The organism is Clostridium sp. (genome assembly GCF_016650095.1).
In the GTDB taxonomy this organism is placed as follows: Bacteria; Bacillota; Clostridia; order Clostridiales; family Clostridiaceae; genus Clostridium_AD.
Map to the genome: position 1 here is coordinate 1 of NZ_JAENWL010000016.1, position 22,068 is coordinate 22,068.

At 32.7% G+C, this 22,068-nt stretch carries 13 protein-coding genes; 8 read left to right on the forward strand and 5 right to left on the reverse strand.

Translation table 11 applies throughout. From position 1 onward, the window contains the following. Positions 1–34 precede the first annotated feature (34 nt). Complete coding sequence (locus JJE11_RS02225; protein WP_291632620.1) at positions 35–940, reverse strand: polysaccharide deacetylase family protein; 906 nt, start codon at positions 938–940, stop codon at positions 35–37. A 47-nt stretch (positions 941–987) separates the two neighbouring features. Continuing rightward, positions 988–1,230: a hypothetical protein gene (locus JJE11_RS02230; RefSeq protein ID WP_291632621.1), complete on the reverse strand. Its 243-nt coding sequence runs from the start codon at positions 1,228–1,230 to the stop codon at positions 988–990. A 355-nt stretch (positions 1,231–1,585) separates the two neighbouring features. On the opposite strand from JJE11_RS02230, the gene JJE11_RS02235 reads away from it, so the two are divergent. Further along, entirely contained in the window at positions 1,586–3,715 is a 2,130-nt protein-coding gene (locus JJE11_RS02235) for a bifunctional diguanylate cyclase/phosphodiesterase (protein WP_291632622.1), read from the forward strand. A 118-nt stretch (positions 3,716–3,833) separates the two neighbouring features. Here the strand turns inward: JJE11_RS02235 and JJE11_RS02240 are convergent, their stop codons facing one another. Then, the gene (locus JJE11_RS02240) at positions 3,834–4,043 is read right to left on the reverse strand and encodes a DUF1450 domain-containing protein (protein WP_291632623.1); all 210 of its coding nucleotides are present in this window, start codon (positions 4,041–4,043) and stop codon (positions 3,834–3,836) included. A 267-nt stretch (positions 4,044–4,310) separates the two neighbouring features. Between JJE11_RS02240 and JJE11_RS02245 the strand changes: the two genes are divergently transcribed. Together JJE11_RS02245 and JJE11_RS02250 are read left to right on the forward strand one after the other, a co-directional pair. Beyond that, complete coding sequence (locus JJE11_RS02245; protein ID WP_291632624.1) at positions 4,311–5,279, forward strand: serine hydrolase; 969 nt, start codon at positions 4,311–4,313, stop codon at positions 5,277–5,279. 400 nt (positions 5,280–5,679) lie between these two features. Next, complete coding sequence (locus JJE11_RS02250; protein WP_291632625.1) at positions 5,680–7,404, forward strand: phospho-sugar mutase; 1,725 nt, start codon at positions 5,680–5,682, stop codon at positions 7,402–7,404. A gap of 35 nt (positions 7,405–7,439) precedes the next feature. Here the strand turns inward: JJE11_RS02250 and JJE11_RS02255 are convergent, their stop codons facing one another. Further along, complete coding sequence (locus tag JJE11_RS02255) at positions 7,440–7,625, reverse strand: hypothetical protein (RefSeq protein ID WP_291632626.1); 186 nt, start codon at positions 7,623–7,625, stop codon at positions 7,440–7,442. Positions 7,626–7,795: 170 nt separating this feature from the next. Between JJE11_RS02255 and JJE11_RS02260 the strand changes: the two genes are divergently transcribed. Beyond that, the gene (locus tag JJE11_RS02260; RefSeq protein ID WP_291632627.1) at positions 7,796–8,740 is read left to right on the forward strand and encodes a 3-hydroxyacyl-CoA dehydrogenase family protein; all 945 of its coding nucleotides are present in this window, start codon (positions 7,796–7,798) and stop codon (positions 8,738–8,740) included. A 344-nt stretch (positions 8,741–9,084) separates the two neighbouring features. On the opposite strand, the gene JJE11_RS02265 is transcribed toward JJE11_RS02260, so the two are convergent. Continuing rightward, on the reverse strand, positions 9,085–9,354 hold the full coding sequence (locus tag JJE11_RS02265; RefSeq protein ID WP_291632628.1) for a late competence development ComFB family protein: 270 nt from the start codon (positions 9,352–9,354) through the stop codon (positions 9,085–9,087). A gap of 296 nt (positions 9,355–9,650) precedes the next feature. Here JJE11_RS02265 and addB point away from each other — a divergent pair, with 296 nt between their 5' ends. From addB to JJE11_RS02285, 4 genes are all read left to right on the forward strand, one after another. Next, positions 9,651–13,259: a helicase-exonuclease AddAB subunit AddB gene (addB, locus tag JJE11_RS02270; protein ID WP_291632629.1), complete on the forward strand. Its 3,609-nt coding sequence runs from the start codon at positions 9,651–9,653 to the stop codon at positions 13,257–13,259. Further along, positions 13,249–17,169, forward strand: a complete 3,921-nt coding sequence (gene addA / locus JJE11_RS02275; protein WP_291632630.1) for a helicase-exonuclease AddAB subunit AddA — start codon at positions 13,249–13,251, stop codon at positions 17,167–17,169. The genes addB and addA overlap by 11 nt, the downstream gene beginning before the upstream one ends. A 24-nt stretch (positions 17,170–17,193) precedes the next feature. Further along, positions 17,194–18,453, forward strand: coding sequence for an exonuclease SbcCD subunit D (locus tag JJE11_RS02280; RefSeq protein ID WP_291632631.1), 1,260 nt, complete (start codon positions 17,194–17,196; stop codon positions 18,451–18,453). Continuing rightward, the coding region (locus tag JJE11_RS02285) for an AAA family ATPase (RefSeq protein ID WP_291632632.1) at positions 18,434–22,068 on the forward strand (3,635 nt) is incomplete at its 3' end. The genes JJE11_RS02280 and JJE11_RS02285, both read left to right, overlap by 20 nt.

Below are 22,068 nucleotides of genomic sequence, written 5' to 3' on the forward strand. Positions count from 1 at the left end.
AAAAATAAGAACAAATAGCTCTTATAACTATAGGCTATTTTACTATTTTAAATTGTGGAGCATAAATATTTTTAGAAAGTACATCAAAGATAAATCCTTGATTCTTAAGACCCTCAATAATCTCTGGTAAGGCTTGTACAGTTGTTGTCTTTGGATTTAAATCATGTAATAATATAATAGCATGTTTTTTTTGACTACTTTGAGTTAAGACTGCTTGTACGATTTTATCTTTGTCTTGACGAAAAGTGGAAGCATCGCTAGAATCAACATTCCAATCAAAATAAAGGTAACCTTCATTATTCATCTCTTTAATTACATTGTTCATTATTCCTATACCGCCATAGTCATTACCAATTTCATTATTAGAGCCACCTGGATATCTTAAAATATGACTAGGCTCCTTCCCCGTTATATCAGTAAGTAATGCATCTAACTTTTCAACATCCTTTTTAAAATTATCTGGTGATATATAAATGTTTTTATACTGATGACTATAAGTGTGATTTCCTAAAACATTTCCCGCATCAGAAATTGCTTTATATAAAGGTCTTAAATTAGGGTGACCATTTACAAAAAAGGTCGCTTGAATATTATATTGTTTTAAGATTTTCAAAATTTGTAAAGTATTATTTGATGGCCCATCATCAAAAGTTAGATAGGCAATTTTTGTATTATCTAAATTTTCTTTAAATATGTCATTATTTTGCTTGATGGTACTTCTGAGATTGTTATTTTGTGATTTTAAATTCTTATTATCTGTGTGGATTTGTACTATTTGTTGTTTTAATGAATCACTTTCATTTTCACTGGCTACAACAGTTGTTTCACTTACTGCAGTTCTTACGAGTAGAGAAATACATAAAGTGAAAGTGAAAATTTTAACTAATAAAAATCTTAATGCACGCTTATTTTGTCTTTTATTTCTTTGTGAAATTCTCATATTACCATCCTCCTTTTGTGTAAGTGACAATCAAGTAAATATCTGTATTAATTTATAATAGTTTCTAATTTAGCAACTGTTTCTGCAACAGTGGAATTTGTTTCATTGAGCTGAGAATTTGCTTTTATTAAAGCCTGATTTTCAACTTTTAAGGACTCTAATTCAATTTTTAAAGATTGGGTTTTGAATTCATTATCTTTAATTTTAAAACTATTTAAAGAACAGATATACATTGATCCTATAAATAGAACACTAAATATCATAATAACAAATAAATTTTTTTTTCTCATTTACATTCTCCTTTTTAAAAAACACTAATATATACTATAATAGACTATAATGCATTATAATGTATTACGATAAAGTTACAATATCGGTGCAATTATCTTAAAAATATAAATAGTGACTAAAACATCTTGTATTTTATAACTCATTAACTTAATATGTAAAACAGTACAGTTTTATGGTTCGGATTGTATAATAATGTTAATGAAAAAGTATAAGAAAAAAATAAATGTAAGTTATAAAAACTATTAATAAAAAACTATAAATAAATATGAAAAGCGGACGATAATAATAATGTTATGGCAAAAAAAATATAAAATGGCATTAAATTATTTATATATGTTAATAGGAGGGTAATTGGTGAATGGGAAAAAAAAAGAATTGAGTAAAATCACAAGAGAAAAATTAACAGCCAAAGCGGAAGCTGAAGGAAACAATAGCGAGTGCTTATTTTATGATAATGTCACATTGGACGGAATGCCACTTAAAGTAACTACTATATATGCTTTAATTGGTGGACTTTGGATATTATTTTCAGATAGAATTTTAAATGCTTTTATTGAAAGTAAAACTTTAATCTTGCGTATACAAACAATAAAAGGTGTGGGTTATGTCCTTATATCATCTTTTATATTATATTTTTTGATTCGTGAATATACTAAGAAAAGTAAAAGCTGGTCTAGTAAATTAAAAGGAAATTATGAGGAAATTCAAGCCACTTATGAACAATTAATAGCTGCAGAAGAGGAACTAAGGGCGCAATATGATGAATTACATGAAAAACAAGTAATAATTGAAAAAAGTGAAGAAAGATATAAGTTAGCGTTAGAAGGTTCCAATGATGCTATATGGGAAGTTGACCTCATAACTAAAGAATTTTTTTGCTCAGATAAATTTAGCGACATTACGGGGTATGATAAAGCTACTATAACTACTATTGAGAATTTATTGAAGTTAGTTGTTGAAGAAGAGAGAAGAGGTGCAGTAGAAGATTTTAATAATCACATTAATGGCAAAACATTATATTACCAAAGTAGTGTAAAAATTAAATTTAATGGCGGCGGATATAAGTGGGTTTTAATTAGAGGTAAGTGTCTAAGAAATAAAAAGGGAGCTGCAAATAAAATTTCAGGATCTGCTACAGATATATCTGGTCAAAAGGATTTTGAAGAAAAGATTAATAGATTGCAGTACTATGATTTATTAACGGACACACCTAATAGGAAATTATTTATTAATACATTGGAAAATGAAATCATTAAGGCAAATGATAAACCTGTTAAATTTGCTGTGTTGTTTATTGACTTAGATAATTTTAAAGAAATTAACGATACTTTAGGTCATGAATATGGAGATAAAGTGTTAAAAAATGTTGCAATATCATTTAAAGATTCTATTAGAGAAGGGGACCTTGTTTCAAGGGTAGGAGGAGACGAATTTTTTATTCTGATGAAAAATATTGAGGACTACTCCGAGATAAGTTGTCTTTGTAAAAAACTTCTCAGCTCATTAAACTGTCAGGTAAGTATAGATGATAAACACGTATATACTTCAGCGAGCATTGGTATTACTGTATTCCCAGATGATGGTCATAAAACTTATATTTTACTTAAAAATGCTGATACTGCAATGTATAGCGCTAAATACAATGGTAAATCTAAATATTCATTTTTTAACAAGGGTATGAGTGATGTGGTTGTAAGACGTGTTGAAATAGAAAAAGGGCTAAGAAGTGCTTTAGAAGATAATGAGCTCGAAATTTATTATCAACCACAAATAGATATTATAAACAATAAAATAAAAGGATTTGAAGCGCTTTTAAGATGGAATAGTTCTGAACTTGGCAGAATATCCCCGGAAGAGTTTATACCTGTTGCAGAGCAAAGTGGACTAATAATTCCTATGGGTAACTGGGTTATAAAAAATGCATTCCTTCAAAATAATTTGTGGAAAAGCAAAGGGTACGTGTATGATACTATTGCAATAAATCTATCTGCAATTCAACTGCAAAATGACAATTTCGAAAAAAACCTAAAAAATATTATAATTGAAACAAAGGTTAATACGAGATTTGTGGAGCTAGAAATTACAGAAAGTATTTTGATGAAGGATTTTGATAAGAGTATTAAATTACTTAACGAGATTAGAGACCTTGGTATAAATATTGCCTTAGATGATTTTGGAACAGGATATTCTTCTCTTAGTTATTTAAAACGGTTACCGATAAATACATTAAAAATAGACAAGTCATTTATAGACAATATTGTTATAAATGAGAGAGAAAGAGCAATAGTAGATGGAATTATACAACTTGCACAAAAAATTGACTTAGATGTTATTGCAGAAGGCGTAGAAAGTAATGATCAAATTAAACTACTACAAAGCATGGGCTGCAATCAAATACAAGGCTATTATTTTAGTAAACCACTTCCAGCAGATGAAATAGAAGAGCAATTCCTAAAAACTAATCTAATCAAAGAGTATAATTAAAAATAAAGGGACATGGAATTTCACTAAGTGATATATATAATAGCTACACTTAAATAACAAAGATGCATACTAGCATCTTTGTTATTTATTTTATGCGCCTTAATAATGTTTTAAGCAATTATAATTTGTTAATTATCATATTATATAAATCTTTTTCATCCTTACCTACTAATAGTTCCTTATCTACCATGGCTATAGGAGCGACTTTGCATTTATGACATTTACCAATACATTTTTTTCTAGATATTTTTATAGCAGGATGAGTTTCGGTTATCATAGAAATAATAGTGCCGGTCCATTTATTTTTTTTGCATAATCTCACTTTCATATTATCAGCTCCTTTGTATATCTATATTATATGCTGAATATTGAGAAAATATAATAGTGCGTAGACTGTAGAATGCTTAGATAATTTAAATTATAGTTTTGATGAAATTTAAGGTATAATGTAAGTTAGAAAGTTAATTTATAAGTTATTGGTATATTTGTAATTTAAATGACACCCATAAGGTATATTTTGGTAGTAAGAGGGATTACGGACATAACAATTAGTAATTGTTATCACTCACTCAGAATTACAAGGGGGAATTGTTAGATGGGGAAAAAAGATATTGTCATTTTACTAGCAATAATGGCATTTTTTGCAACGTTGACTATAAGCAAACAACGGGTAGAGGCAAGCGGAAATATTCTCGCGTTTAATTATTCATCAACGTATAATAAAAGTAATAATGACGTTGCACATGAAAACATACCTGAAACTGGATATGAATTGCTATCATATGAGCATTTATTACAGTACAGGCAAAGCATATTAAAAGAAAATTCTCAAAAACAAGCTCAGCTAGACATTTTAGAAAAAAAAATTAGAGTATTTGTAGGCGACAATATAAATAAATTTGGAATGGTTTACTATGACATAAATTCAAAGGAATTTATTGAGATAAATTCGGACAAGCAGTTTGCAGCTGCCAGTACAATAAAGGTACCTATAAATATGCTTATGTATGATATGGTGCAGGATAAAAAAATTGATATGAATGAAAAATTAAAATATAAAGAATGTGATTTCGAAGAGGGTGCAGGAATACTTCAAGATAAGGACCTAATTAACCCCATTGCTTTAAAGACTTTAAGTGACTACTCAATAATATATTCTGATAATATAGCCATAAATATGATTTTAGGAAAAGTAGGTAATGATAATAAATATAATTATATTGAAAAAATCGTTGGCCATCCTGTAGTTCATGAGGGAAATAATATTACGCCAAAGGATTCCTTTAAAATCTTAGAAAGATTATATCTAAATCCTGAGAATAATAAATACTACAGTGCTATGATTGAAACCATGAAAAAAACAAAGTACCATGATAGGATAGACAAGTATATACCTCGAGAAATTGTAGCTCATAAAATTGGGGACTTTGCGACCTATGTAAATGATACAGCCATTGTATACAAGGAAAATCCATATATTATTGTTATTTTTACAAAGGAGGTTTCACAGGCAGACGAAGTTATAGCAAAAGTATCTAAGATGGTATATGACGCACAGAAATAATAGTTAACGATATTACTCTACCAAAGTAGATAGTATAAGCTCTATGGCTTAGTAAATTACTAAAAGTATATATTAGGTAAATTAATTTACCTAATATATACTTTTTTTATTTTAATCTATATTAATAAGAACTTAAAAATGTAATAAATTACTTCAGAAGGGGGGATAATAAATAATTATTTAAAAATACTCATAAATAAAAGGAGAAGGAGGAGGGATTCCCTTCTGAAGTGGAATTAATGTATCCTACTATAGTATATGGTAAATAAGAAGATTTGCTACAAGTACTATTTTCATAATTGTTAAATATATCCTTAAAATACCATTAAACATTTAAAATACATAGTGAATCATGTATAATGATACTAAATAATAATTATATAGAAAGGTGTGAGTAAAAATGACTTATATGAAAAAATATGAAGAATGGTTAAACAATGAGTACTTCGATGAAAAGACCAGAGAAGAATTAAGGTCAATAGGTGGAGATGATAAAGAAATACAAGATAGATTTTATATGGATTTAGAGTTTGGAACAGCGGGGCTAAGAGGGAAATTAGGTGCAGGACTTAACAGAATGAACTTATACATAGTTTCAAGAGCAACGCAAGGGCTTGCGGACTACATTAAGGATTATGGCAAAGTGTATATGGATAGAGGAGTAGCAATAGCCTACGACTGCAGACATTACTCTGAAGAATTTGCAGCTAGAGCAGCACAAGTTTTGGCATCAAATGGAATAAAGGCTTATTTATTTGAACAGTTAAGACCTACTCCAGAATTATCTTATGCGGTAAGAACATTGGGTACTGCTTCAGGAATCGTAGTAACTGCTAGCCATAACCCTAGGGAATACAACGGGTATAAAGTATATTGGGAAGATGGCGCTCAAATTTTATCATCTACAGCAAATGGGATAACAGAAAAAATCCAGAGCATTACGGATTTTAGTACTATAAAAGTTATGGACATGGAAGAAGCAAAGGAAAAAGGATTAATAGTAATGCTTGGGAAATCTATGGATGATGAGTATACAGAGAAGGTAAAGGGCCTTTCTATAAGAGAAGACATAGATAAAGATATAAAAATTGTATACACACCTCTAAATGGCACAGGGAATGTACCTGTAAGGCGAGTTTTAAAAGAAAGAGGCTTCACTAATATAATAGTAGTACCAGAACAAGAAAACCCGGATCCAGACTTTACAACGGTAGGATACCCAAACCCAGAGGATGTAAAAGCCTTTAAATATGCAAGAGAGCTTGGGAAAAAAGAAGGAGCAGAATTATTAATAGCTACAGATCCAGATTGTGATAGACTTGCCATAATGGTTAGAGGTAGAGATGGAGAATATGTTGCATTTAATGGCAATCAAACAGGAGCAATCCTCATAAAATATATTATAGAGGGAATGAAAGAAAAGAACACACTTCCGAGTAATGCAGCTATAGTAAAATCCCTAGTAACAGGGGATTTAGGAAGAGCTATAGCAAAAAAATATGGGGTAGAAACATTTGAAGTACTAACAGGTTTTAAAAACATTTGTGGGAAAATACATGATTTTAAAAAAGACAACAGCTTTGAATTTATATTTGGATACGAAGAGAGCATTGGGTATGTTGCTGGGACTTTTGTTCGCGATAAAGATGCAGTAATAGCTTCCATGCTTTTATGTGAAGCGGCAGCTTACTATAAAACACAAGGAAAAACTCTAATAAATATACTAGATGAGATATACACAGAATTTGGATATTATAGAGAAGACCTAATATCTATAGTTTTAGAAGGTATAGAAGGTCAAGAAAGAATCTCTAGAATGATGATAGAATACAGAAAAGATTATCTAAAGTCTATAGGTAGTGCAAAGCTTACTAAGTTTATAGATTATGATATAGAAAAATCTTATGACGTAGTTAATGGAACAGAAGAACCTAGTGGAATAGAAAAATCAAATGTACTTAAGTTCTATTTTGATGATGAGAGCTGGTACGCTGTAAGACCTTCAGGGACAGAGCCAAAAATTAAGATATATATGTATTCCAAGGGAAAAACTTTGAATGCGGGAGAAGAAAAATTGAAAGAGATGAAAGATGTAATTATAGCAAAACTTCAAAGCACCAAATAGAAGTATTAATTGAAATTATGTATTAAAGGGATCACTTAAGTATTGAAATCAGTACAGTTATACAGAAGAAAATGTAATTTGAGTAAGTGATATAACTTCTTGCCTGGTACAATCCAATTAGCGAAGTCACATTTTTGATCTACTTCTAGTGCTTCAAGAACAGTCATATCAACTTGGACGCTTCTTATTAACATGAAAGATGTAGCGCTATCAAAGAACATTCTGCCAAGAAGTATTGTAGTGGCTTCAAGCTGCGTTTAAGCAACAAACTTAATAATGGAACTTCCACCCCAGCTAATATTGCTGGGGTGGAAGTGTATCTAGGTATCAAATGATAATAAAAACAATAAGGAGGTGAATCTGGTTCTATTGAAATAGAATCCAGATTAATATGAACATTAAAAATATTACAGTTATAGGTTCTGGTACCATGGGTCATGGTATTGCTCAATTATGTGCCGAATCAGGGTTAAATGTAAATATATATGATATATCAGATGAGAATTTAAACAAAGGTTTTCAAAATATTAAGAAAAATATTTCCGTGAATGTAGATAATGGTAAGCTCACAAAAGAAAAATCGGAGGAGATTTTAAAAAGAATATCTATAGTAACGGTATTAAAAGATGCTGTTTGCGATACACAACTAGTAATAGAATGTATAGCTGAGAATTTAGTAATAAAACAAAAGGTGTATGGAGAGTTAGATTCCTTATGTGATCCAAGTGTTATACTTGCGTCAAATACATCAGGGTTAAGTCCAACGGAGATAGCAAAACATTTGAAACACCCAGAAAGAATGGTTATAGCTCACTTTTGGTGTCCACCAGAATTGATTCCACTAGTAGAAGTGGTACCAGGAGAGAAAACATCTGTGGAAGTAGTTGAGAAAACAGCAGACTGGATTACGTCAATAGGAAAACAACCTGTTAAAATGAAAAAAGAATGTCTTGGATTTATAGGTAATAGAATGCAACTTGCTCTCTTAAGAGAGGCTATGTATATTGTAGAACAAGGCTTTGCAGACATTGAAGAAGTTGATAAAGCAGTTGAGTACGGGTTTGGACGCCGTCTTCCAGTAACAGGACCATTATGTAGTGCAGATTTAGGAGGATTAGATATATTCGATAATATATCTTCATACTTATTTAAAGATTTATGTAATTCTGCAGAACCATCTAATCTACTTAAGGATAAAGTTGAAGCAGGAAATTTAGGAAGTAAAAGTGGGAGTGGTTTCTATGATTGGACCACAGAAGCTTTAGAAAAAAAGCAAGTGGAACGTGCAGAATTACTTAGGTACTTCTTAAAAGAAGATATGAAAAATAATAAATAATATATCATTCAGGTTCGTACCACACTTTATTTGAGTCGTTGAATCGCATGATGAGAATGGAAACACTATACTTATTTTAGAAGGAATTGTTTAATGGCGGTTGGACAGCAGGCTAAAATGAATAGGATGAGAACTGCAATAACGGATCTCATTTAATAGAATATTTTTAGTATAAATACCTTCTTGATAGTCCCTTTAAAACTGGGGTTATCAAGGGGGCGTGCCAAAATAAAGACCCATCTGAAATAGATGGGTCTTTTACATTTTTCCGTATCATTTTGGTATACCTCATAGTTACTAAAATACATATATGAAAAGGTTTACTTTGCGACATCCAAAGATATCTAATGCTTTGGATTAGCAGATACTATTTCTATAGCTTTTATAATAGCGGTAATAACATTAATGGTTTGCTGCTTGTCAATCTCAGCTAATGCTTTAGTATACATTTCACCTTGCTCAGAAACTGTATATTTCGTATCCAAGCAGTTAAGGGCTAAAGCCTTAATATCTAATTTACACTTTTCACATTTGCAAATAGTATCATAGCGATTTAATACTTCTTCTAATAGTATAGTTACTTCTATTTCGGAAAAATTTTTCAAAGTGTACATTGTAATTCCTCCCACCATTAATTTTGTAAGATAATATAATACAGAAAGTATAGCACATATATTGAATATTTTACATGCAAAATTTTACACATTTTATAAATATGTCTAATATAATATATGCACATTATGATAAAAAAGGAAACCATAAAAACTGTACTTAGCTATTATATAAAATCATACATGGTATAATGTATGGAGGCGCATTCAAATAAATAACAAGTTAGTATGCGAGACATGCTATTCTAGCCTAGTTTATTTTCATGTGACTAAGTTTTAAAAAAAAAGGACGTGTTTTTGTGAGTTTGAGATTTATCTATGGAGGAGCGGGCAGAGGAAAAAGTACTTTCTGCTTAGATGATATAAAAACTAGAAGTATAGATGAACGTGAAAGGCCCTTAGTACTTTTGGTTCCAGAACAATTTTCTTTTCAAGCTGAAAAGAATCTTATAAAAGTAGTTGGATCTACAGGAATAAAAAACGTCCAAGTACTTAGTTTTAATAGATTAGCGTACAGAGTTTTTAGCGAGGTAGGTGGCATAACTCGTAAACCTATGGATACTTCTGGAAAGGCAATGCTTATTCATAGCATACTTCAAAAGAAACAAGATGAATTCACAGTATTTAGAGGCGCGGCCAGGCAAAAGGGTTTTGTAGATAATGTAGCTAGCGCAATAACAGAGTTTAAGAAATATAGTGTTTCTGTGGAAGCTTTAAATAAGGTAAAAGAAAATTTAGGAGAGAGCTCCTTAGTAGAAGGAGCGCACCCCTTACTTATAGATAAAATAACAGATTTATCACTTATATATGGTGAATTCGATAAAATTTTAAATCTAAACTATGTGGATCCAGATGATGATTTGACCCGTTTATATACGGCTCTAGATGAATGTACTATTTTTGATGGTGCGGAGTTTTGGATTGATGAGTTTACAGGCTTTACACCTCAGCAGTATGGGGTACTAGAAAAGCTGTATATAAAGGCTAATAGGATAAATATAACCTTGCCCCTAAAAAGCTCAGAACATTCCAAATTTATGGAGGAGGCTGATGCCTTTTATTCTATAAAGTTTACAGAAAGTAAGCTTTTAGGTTTAGCAGAGATTAGTGGGACAAGTATAGATAAGCCAATAGAGCTACAAGGTAGCAAAGAACAGAAATTTAAAGGTAATACACAGCTTTCATTCCTTGAAAATAATTACTTTGCATTTCCATATACACCAACCACCGAAAAATGTGAAAATATAAAGGTATTTAAAGCTCTAAACGCCTATTCTGAAATAGAGCATGTGGCGAAAGATATCTTAGGGTTATGTCGTGATGGGGGTATAAGATTTAATAAAATAGCGGTGGTAACAAGAGACTTACCTAGCTATGAAAAGTTAATTAAAGCAATATTTACAGAATACAATATTCCTTTATTTATAGATAAGAAAAAAGATATAACAAGTAATCCATTAATTGTGTTAATAACCTCAGCAATTGAGATTTTCACTAAGAACTTTAGCTATGAGGCAGTGTTTAGGTATCTTAAAACAGGGCTTTTAGATATAGAAGTGGAGCATATTGATATATTAGAAAATTTCATTATCGCAGCGGGCATTAAGGGGAAGAAAAAATGGACAGAGCCTGAACTTTGGCAGGAAAAAATAGAATATTATTTTAGAGATTATTATAATAGAGATAAAGCAGACCTGGGGGAAGTTTCAGAGATGGATGCAAGTGAAACTGAAAAAGTAGAGGCTACTATTAAAATTCTAAATGATGCTAGAGATAAGGTCATAATACCCTTACTACAATTTAAAGAGAAATTAAAAGGTGGGGGTACGACTACAAAAATTTGCACTGTGCTATTTGAATTTCTTGAAACCATAAAGGTATATAAAACCTTGGAGCAATGGATAGAAGATTTCAAAAGCCAAGGGGCGCAGGAGTTCGTTACCGAATACAGTAAGATATGGAACCTAGTTATGGAGCTATTAGATCAGATGGTAGAGGTACTAGGAACGGAAACCTTATCCTTAGATGATTTTGTAAAAGTTCTATCCATGGGCTTTAGTAAACATCAAATGGGACTAATTCCACCAGCACTAGACGGAGTAACAGTTAGTAGCGTGGAGCGTATAAAAAGTCATGAGATAAGTGCGCTGTACATTGTAGGGGTAAATGATGGAGTGTTCCCAAGAGCAAGCAAGGAAGAGGGAATATTTACAGATGATGATAGAATGATTTTTAAACAAAACGGGGTAGGATTGGCCAGTGACACAAAAACTGAGGTGTTTAATGAGCAGTATTTAATTTATGCTACCATAACCATTCCAAGCAAATATTTAAATATAAGTTATCCCATAGCAGATTATGAAGGTAAAACCCTAAGACCTTCTATTATAATAACTAGACTTAAAGCACTATTTAAAGGATTAATAGAGGAAAGTAATATAACAGAATACAGTGAAGTTTTGCAAAGTACGCAAATAGGCTTGCAAAGTACGCAAGAAGGATTGCAATGTATACACGGTGATTATGAACTTCGCGAGGTATGTGCAAAAGTGCCAACCTTTAATGGTTTAATTTTCGCTCTAAGAAAATATTTAGAGGAAGGTAATATATCGGATCTTTGGATTAAAGTTTATAAATGGTACCAGAAGGAAACAGAATGGAGAGAAAAGAGTAATGCCATGTTTCGAGGATTTGACTATAAGAATGAAGTGAAAATGTTAGAAAAAGAAAAGGTGAAACTATTATATGGAGAAAAAAACTATTTTAGCGTATCTAGGATAGAAAAATATGAAGAATGTCCCTTTGCTTATTTTGTGCAATATGGACTAAAAGCTAAGGAAAGAAAAACTTTCACATTTTCATCACCAGACCTAGGTAGTTTTATGCACAGTGTTCTTGATAATTTTTCGAAACTTGTGGATAAAAGCGAAATGAAGTGGGCGAACCTTGAGAAGGATTGGTGCGAGAAAAATATTGCAACCATTGTAGAAAAAGAAGCAGAGGAAGGAATAAGTGGGTATATATTAAACAGTACACCAAGGTACAAGTACTTTACAGAAAGATTAAAAAGAGTTTTAAAGAAAACTATCTACGTCATAGTTGAGCAAATGAAAAATAGTGGATTTGAACCATTTGGTTACGAAGTATCCTTTGGCTTTGAAGAAGGAGATTATCCACCGATACAAGTAGAGCTATCCACAGGTGAAATGGTAAATCTAGTTGGTAGGATTGATAGAGTGGATAAGCTAATTACAGAGGGAGAAGAATTTTACAGAATAATAGATTATAAATCCGGTAATAAGGATTTTAAACTGTCTGATGTATATTATGGTCTTCAGATACAGTTATTGACCTACTTGGATGCCATGCTTAGAAATGAAAGCGAAGTTTCAAAAGAACCAATTTTCCCAGCAGGCATACTGTATTTTAAAATAGATGACCCTGTAATAAAGGCTAAAAATAATTTAGATGAAGAAGAACTAGAAAAAGCTGTAATGAAAGCTTTAAAAATGAAAGGGTTACTCCTAGCAGATATTAAGATAATTAGGGAAATGGATAGAAATATTGAGGGTGCTTCTCTAGTTGTACCAGTGTCTATTAAAAAAGATGGACAATTAGGATCAAGGTCATCAGTTGCAACTAAAGAGCAGTTTGAGATGTTGCTTAATCATGTTAAGGAGAATTTAATAAGCACCTGTGAAGAAATGCTAAGTGGAGAAATAGATATAAAGCCATACAAGAAAAAGGATGTCACACCCTGCACTTACTGTGAGTTCACATCAATTTGTCAATTTGACCCATCGCTTAAGGAAAATACTTATAAGATAATAAAAGATAGGAAGGACAAAGAAGTCTGGGAACTATTATCTAATGAAGCTCAGGGGGAGGTGAATAGTAATGATAAATAAAGAGAATGAAATTAGCCCAGATGAAAAAAAGGTTAATTGGACGCAGGACCAACAAAAAGCTATCTTCACTAGAGATTGTAATATTCTAGTAGCGGCAGCTGCAGGATCAGGAAAAACTGCAGTACTAGTGGAGAGAATAATAAAAATAGTAACGGATGAAAACAGGCCTACAGATATAGATAAGCTCTTAGTGGTTACATTTACGAATGCCGCCGCATCCGAAATGAGGGAGAGAATAGCTGAGGCAATTTCAAAGGAACTCCATAAAAATCCACAAAGCAGGTTACTTCAAAGGCAGTTAACATTATTAAATAAATCAAGCATTACAACTATTCATTCCTTCTGCCTTGATGTTATTAGAAGCAATTTTCATATAGTAGATTTAGATCCTAATTTTAGAATAGCAGACGCAACAGAAGCCGTGCTTTTAAAACAAGAAGCTTTAGAGGAGCTCTTTGAAGATAGATATGTACAATTAATTGAAGAAAAGAATAAGGTCGAAGAAAATAGTAGTTTAGTCCTAGAGGAGGTCCCTAGCTTTTTAGAGCTAGTCGAAGCCTACAGTAATAATAAAGAGGACTTAGGACTAAAAGCTATAGTGCTAAGCCTTTATAATTTTGCCATGAGTTCTACAAATCCGGTAAAGTGGTTACTCGATGCGGCAGAGGATTTTAACATTAAAGACGGATATCGCTTTAGTGATACCCCTTGGGCAGAGGTTTTAATGGGAGATATTAAAATAGAGCTACAAGGCATTGAAAAAGTAATGGTTAAGGCAATAAAAATAATAGTGGGTAATGAAGCCATTGGATTATATGAGGAAGTATTCAAAGCTGATTTAGCATTGATTGCAGACCTGCGCAGTGCTGCAGGCAACTGTTTTGAAAACTTGGCTGGAGTGTTTGAAGTTTTAAAATTTACAAAACTCACCACTATTAAGGCCTGCAAGGATAAGGAAAAGCAAAAGGTAGTACAAGAAATAAGAAATAAGGTGAAAAAACAATTACTAGAACTACAGCAACAGGTAATGAATGCAAATTCAGAGACTTCCTTAATGGATATTAAAAAAATGTACCCGCAAATGATGGAGTTATCAAGACTTGTTATAGATTTGCAGGAAAAATATAGAGAAAAGAAAAAGGAACGGTCAATTATTGATTTCAATGACTTTGAGCACTACTGCCTTGATATTTTGATTGAAAAGAATGAAGAGGGAGAAGTAATATTAGATTCTGACGGAAAACCAGAACCTTCTGCTGTAGCAGTGAGTCTTAGAAATAAGTATGAAGAAATCATGATAGATGAATATCAAGACAGTAATATGGTGCAGGAAACACTATTAAATATAATTTCAAGAGAGAAAATTGGTGCTCCGAATATATTCATGGTAGGAGACGTAAAACAAAGTATCTATAGATTTAGACAAGCAAGGCCAGAACTCTTCTTAGAAAAATATAATAAATATTCAAAGACTTACGGAGCAAAAACTAGAAAAATAACTTTGTACAAAAACTTTAGAAGTAGAGAACCAGTTATAAATGCAGTAAACTATATCTTCAAACAAATAATGTGTAAAAATATTGGAGATCTTGACTATACAGATGAAGAAGCTTTAAATTTAGGAGCACATTTTGAAGATTGTGAAGGCCCCGGAGTAGTAGGAGGAGCGGTGGAGCTACATCTTATTGAAAAGGAAGTTAAAGGTATAGAGGAAGAAGATACCCCAAATGTAGAGAGTGAAGAGGAATCAGGAGAAGAAGATAGCAAAACAAATGAGGAAGAGACTCCTACAAATATCCAATTAGAAGCTAGAATTGTGGCAAAAAGAATAAAAGAATTAATGCTGCATAATGAAGGTGAAGGGTTTAAAATTTTTGATAAAAACATTAAAGAATATAGAAATGCAGCCTATAAGGATATTGTAATATTACTGCGTGCTACATCCAATTGGGCGCCATCATTTTTGGAGGAATTAAAGCTTGCGGGTATACCTGTTTATGCAGATACAGGTACTGGATATTTTAGCACCGTAGAAATTCAAATAATCATGAGTCTCCTTCAAATTATAGATAACCCAAGACAGGATATTCCTATGCTTTCAGTACTACGTTCTCCAATAGGAGGATTTACCTCAGAGGAACTGGTAGACATAAGAATAGGTCAGAGAGAAGTGTGTTTCTATGAGGCAATGTTAAACTTCAAAGGTTCTATAGAAACAGAATATACAGAATCAAAGCAAAGCGAATCAACGAATAACAATGCATCGGTAACTAAAAAGCTTACAAAGTTCCTCGGGAAATTAAGCCACTTCAGGCAGATATGTAAGTATATGCCCATTGATGAGTTCATCTGGTATTTATACACGGACACTGGCTATTACGGTTATATAGGAGCCATGCCGGGAGGAATTCAAAGGCAAGCTAATTTAAGAGTGCTTTTCCAAAGGGCAAAGCAATACGCCGAAACCAGCTATAAGGGACTGTTTAATTTTATAAACTTCATAAACAAGTTAAAAATAAGCAGTGGAGATATGGGCAGTGCTAAAACCTTAGGTGAAAATGAAAATGTAGTTAGGATAATGAGTATTCATAAAAGTAAAGGGCTAGAATTCCCTGTGGTATTTTTAAGTGGTATGGGAAAAAACTTTAACCTAATGGATATAAATAAGAGCATATTATTTCATCATGAATTAGGATATGGACCGGATTTTGTAGACTCCTCGCGTAGAATTTCATATCCTACAATACTAAAACAAGCATTAAAAAAGAAAATAAAGATAGAAAGTCTTTCAGAAGAAATGAGAGTGCTATACGTGGCATTAACAAGAGCAAAGGAAAAGCTAATCATAACGGGGGCAATGAGAAATATAGAGAAAAACTTATCTAGAATGAGCTCTAGTTTAGAAGAAAATACTGAAAAACTAGGTGAATATGAAATTTTAAAAGCCAAAAGTTATTTGGATTGGATAGTGCCAGCGATAATAAGACACAACGACGGGAAACAATTAAGAGAGCTAATAGAAATCGATGAGAATAACGTAAACCTATTAAGTCATCCCGCTAGCTTTGAAGTATGCTTCTGGAATAGAGAGCACATAGTGAAAAACAACGTAGAGGAAGAAGAAAGTCCGGAACGTGCAGAGGAAAAGTTAGCCAGCCTTCAGGATGAAGCCACAGATGATAAATACCTTGCGGAAATTGAGAAAAGACTAGGATTTAAATATAAATATGAAATGTCTACAAAAATGCCAACAGTACTTACAGTAACAGAACTTAAAAGAAAATTTAATGCAGAGCTTACTGAAGGTGACTCGAATAATATATATGCGCCAAGACTTATAAATAAACCTAAATTTCTAGAGGAAACTAAGGGGTTAACTCCAGCAGAAAAAGGAACCGCTATGCACTCAGTGGTCCAGAGATTAGATTTAACTAAAGTCTCAACAATAAGAGAAATTGAGGGGCAAATTAAGATTTTGGTTGAAAAACTTTTAATGTCAAAGGAAGAGGGCAAAGCTGTAAGAGCAGAAAAACTAGTAAAGTTATTTAAAACAGATCTTGGGAAAAGAATGATAAAAGCTTATGACCTAAAGGTTTTAAAAAGAGAAGTGCCCTTCCATATGGAAATTAGTGCAACAGATATAGAAAAAAATCTTTCGATTGAAATATATGGAGATGAAAAAATAATACTTCAAGGAATAATAGACTGCTATTTTGAGGAGAATGGAGAAATAATTCTAGTAGATTATAAAACGGACTCCGTCAAAGGAGGAGCGACCTCTTCATTAATAGAGAAATACAAATCTCAGCTGGATTATTATGCAAAAGCACTAGAAGCGACCCTTGGAAAACAAGTCAAAGAAAGCTATCTATACTTATTTAGTATAGATGAAGCCGTAGAAGTAAAATAAAAAGTTAAGGAAGGGGCGAAAAAAATGAGAATACTTCACACCTCCGATTGGCATCTGGGGAAGACCCTGGAGCAGTACAGTAGACTAGAGGAACAGGAAGAATTTCTACAAGAATTTATTGAGATAACTCAAAATAACAATATAGATTTAGTTATTATAGCTGGAGATATCTATGACAATGGAAATCCGCCAGCAAAGGCAGAAAAAATGTTTTATAGTACACTGAAGAATATAACGCAAAGTGGTAAAACAGCAGTGATAGTCGTGGCAGGGAACCATGATAATCCTGAAAGGTTAGTAGCGGCTAGCCCACTTGCATATGAGCATGGAGTGATACTACTCGGCGAACCAAAGAGCATAGCAAGAGAGGGTGTATTTGGAGAATTTAGTTCTGAAAATAAAGTCGACTTTGAGATAATAGAAAGTGGTGAAGGTTATTTAGAACTTAGGATAAGAGGTGAAAAGGCGGTTATTATAACACTGCCATATCCAAGTGAAAAAAGGTTAAATGAAGTACTTTCAATAGGGATAAGTGATGAGGAAAGGCAAAAGAGCTACTCTGACAGAATAGGAGAGCTACTTGAAATGCTATCTACTAAATATAGAGATGATACCGTAAACATAGCAGTATCCCACCTTTATGTTATGGGGGGAGAGGAAAGTGGATCAGAGAGAAGTATTCAACTTGGAGGAAGTCTTTCAGTTTCACCTTCTGAATTTCCAGATAATGCGCAGTATACAGCCTTGGGTCATCTTCATAGACCACAAAAGGTGCCAGGAACTAAGGGCAAGATAAGATATTCCGGTTCCCCAATTCAATATAGTAAAAGTGAAATAAACTATAGCAAGGGAGCGTATCTCGTAGATGTTAAAGCTGGCAAGGAGGCTGAAATATCACAAATAATGTTTAGAAACTATAAGCCTATAGAAGTATGGAAATGTGACAGCGTGGAAGATGCATTAGAAAAATGCAAAGAAGAAAGCGAACGTAGTATTTGGGTGTACCTTGAAATAAAGACAGTAGAAATAATAAGCACAGAGAATATAAAGGAAATGAAAAGACTAAGAGCGGACATAGTTTCCATACAACCAATTATAGAAGGCATTGACAGCGCGGAAGATTTAGAGGAAAGCCTAAGGGAAAAATCAATGGAGGAAATGTTTAAAGAATATTTTATAAAAGCAAAAGGTGGGCTAGAACCTTCAAAAGAGATAATGGAATTATTCTTAAGTATAGCAATAGATGATGAGGAGGATTTGATCGATGAAACCAGTAAATCTTAAAATTAAGGGGTTAAATTCCTTTGTAGAGCAGCAGACTATTGAGTTTTCAAAGCTTACAGAAAAAGGACTTTTCGGTATCTTCGGTCCAACGGCTAGTGGGAAATCAACTATCTTAGATGGGATAACTATAGCTCTTTATGGAAAAGTATCTAGAGACACAAAAGAGTTTGTAAACACAGAGACCGATGTAGTAGAAATAAGCTATGATTTCGAAATAGGGGTAGGAAGAACTCGAAAGCTATATAGATCAGAAAGATGTATAAAGAGATTGAAAACTGGATACTTCAAAACTGCATATGCAAGGCTCATAGAAATAAATAAGGAAAATCCTCTAGAAAATAAGGTGCTAGCAGAAGGTCCAAAGGACGTTGAAGAAAACATTATAGACATTATAGGATTAAAAGTTGAGGATTTTACAAGATCTGTGGTGTTGCCACAAGGTAAATTCAATGAATTTTTAAAGCTTAATGGAAAAGAAAGAAGAAATATGCTAGAGAGAATATTTGCCTTAGAAAAATACGGTACCAAGCTCTATGAAAAAATAAGAATAGTTAGAAATGAAAACTTAAAGACTCAAACTATGCTCGAGGGAGAAATGAAGGGCTATGAAAATATAGGTGAAGAAGCTCATAATGAAATAAAGGAGACACTAACTCATTTAAAGGAAGAAGAAAAAGAACTTAAAGTGCAGAAGAGTACTTTAGATAAGCAATATGAAGAATACAAAACGACCTGGGAGCTACAACAAGAAAAAAACCAGTATGAAAAAAAGGTAGCTGACTTAAAAGAGCAAGAAGAAGAAATTAAAAGTAAAAAAGAAAAATTCACTAAAGGAAGCTCAGCACTAAACGTAAAACCCTTTATTGAGAATGTTAGTGACACCAAAGTAAGCATGGCTACAAACCACGCTTGCCTCCAGAAACTAAGTAGCGCTTTTCAAGTTATATGTGAAAAGCTAAGTATTACAAAAACCTCTTATGAGGAAGCTTGGAACTCTAAAAATAATAAACTCCCTATTTTAATTGAGAAGGAAGCTAATCTAAAACAAGCTATATCTATCGGAAAGAAAATAAGCTGCCTCGCTATCGAAAAAAATGCTCTTTTAGAGCAGCATAAAGAGCTTACACACAATATAAGCCAAAAGAATTTAGATTACAATCTTATTGAAGATAATAAGGTAAAAAAAGAAAAGAAACTAGGAGTCATCGAAGAAAGTCTAGGTGAAATAGAAATATTGCCAGAATATAGGGAAATTTTGCAAAACACTTACAATAGTGAGCTAGAAGTTTTAGCTGCGGAGAAGAATGTAGAAGGGTTTAAAAATAAAGAGGTAGCCTTGGAAAAGGCTACACATACTACATCTCTAATGTATAAAAAAGCAATATTACTGCAGGAAAGTAAACATAATAAATTAGTGCTTTTGCAAGAAAAAAGTAAAGAACTAGCGAATAATTTCCCGGGTGATAATAATTTGTTGCTAGACAAACAGAAGTCGTATAGCACATTACGAGATACCCTAGAAAAAGCTGTAGAAAACAATAAAATAAAGGGCGAGCTTCAAGGTAAATGTAGTATTATTAATAGTGATATTGAAAAAGTTAGTTTAAACTTAGAAAATAGTGAAAAAACTATAGAAAATACGAAGAACCAGCTTGAAAGTATAGAAAAAGAGATAAAAACAATAGAGATAAGCGACATGGCAGCAGTTTTAGCTTCTAATTTACAAGAAGGAAATGAACTAGGTGAACCAAGACTATGCCCAGTATGCGGTTCGGAGCATCATCCTAAGTTAGCAGAGCTAAAATATACTACTGCTTTAGCAGATGTAAAAAAATCAAAGCAAAAAGAAGAGTTAAGCTTAGAAAAACTATCTAAAGATTATCAAAAGGAGCAGATCACAAAGGCTGAGCTTTTAAGAGATGCGGAGAATATAAATAATCAATTAGCACTAGTATGTGAAAAGCTTGGTGGGGTAAACATTGAGGAAATTTATGAGGAGAAGAACACAAGCGAAAAAGAATTAGGTAAGTTTAAAGAAAACTTAGAAAATTACAACAAACAAAAAACTGAGATAGACTTAGCATTAATTAAAATTTGGGATGAAAAAAGTAAGATAGACAGTGAGGCAGCGACACTTAGGGAAGGCTTAAAAAAAGAAAATGAAGCACTAATAGCAATAGAGGGCGAGATTTCTATTGCATTAGAAAAACTAAAACGATTTAAAGAAGAGTCCCAGCTTTTTAAAGGTTACTTGCTTAAGCAAGAAGAGTCATTTAAACAAAAACAAAGGGCAGATATAGTATCACAATCCACGAAAGAAAAAATACAGCAACTTAAAGAATTAGATAATGAGGTAATAAAATTAACTGCCACAGCTAAGAAGCTTCGAGTAGATATAGTAACACTAGAAAAGGAAAGGATAGATGTAGACAAGTTCTTAAAGAATCTTACCAACTCAAAAACAGAAATAGAAACTAGTGGAAAGGGGAAAAAGGAAGAAATAGAACGTTTGACTATCCAAATTGTGGAACTATGTGGATTCACGCCTTCAACGTCACCTACTTCTTTAAATGCTCTTACTCCGGAAATTGAAATAGAAAAAGTAAGAAACGAAATAAAAGACATCACTTTAAAAGAGTCCAGTTTAAAAGTGATTTTAGAAAAAGAGAATATAGAAAAGCAAAGCATCGATACTCAGAAGACCAGTGAAGAAAACAGAAGTGAAATGCTTTTAAAGATGCTAATTGAGGGAGAAAAAAAATTAAATCTATCGCTTAAAGAAAACTTCTTTGAAACTAGTGAAATAGCTACACTATATTTAATTCCAAGAGGAGACTTAATACTAATAGAAAAAGAAATAAAACAGCATGAACAAGTGGAGCGTAGCATCACAGACAATTTGCAAAGAGTAGAAAGTTTGCTTGGTGGAAAAGAAATAGATGCTGGCCTATTTGAAGAGTTAAAAGAAAAAAGAGAATCAGTCCAGAAGGTTTTAGAAGAAAAAAATAAGGATTTGGGTGCCCAATATCGTGCCCTAGAGGAAATGGAAAGGAAACTACAAGAAATTAAAGCTATTTTAGTAAAGAAGGGTGAAGTAGAACATAGGCTTAGTCTTTTAAGAGAACTTGACACCTTAATACAAGGGAATAAATTTGTAGAATATGTAGCCATGAAGCAACTGAAATATATATCTATGGAGGCATCAAAACGCTTAAAGGAAATAACAAGAGGACGTTATGCACTAGAACTTGATGCTGATGGAGCCTTTGTTATGAGGGATGATTTTAATGGAGGCACAAGACGTGAAACTAACACTTTGTCCGGTGGAGAAACTTTCTTAACCTCACTATGTCTTGCACTGGCACTATCCTCACAGATTCAACTAAAAGGTAGTGCTCCACTAGAGTTTTTCTTTTTAGATGAGGGTTTCGGGACTTTAGACACGGACCTTTTAGAGATAGTAATGAATTCACTTGAAAAGCTTCATTCAAGCACTTTGTCTGTGGGAATAATAAGTCATGTGGAGGAACTTAGGAATAGGGTACCTATAAAACTAATAGTTACACCAGCAGAGCAGGGACAGGGAGGGAGCAAGGTTAAACTCGAGTATACGTA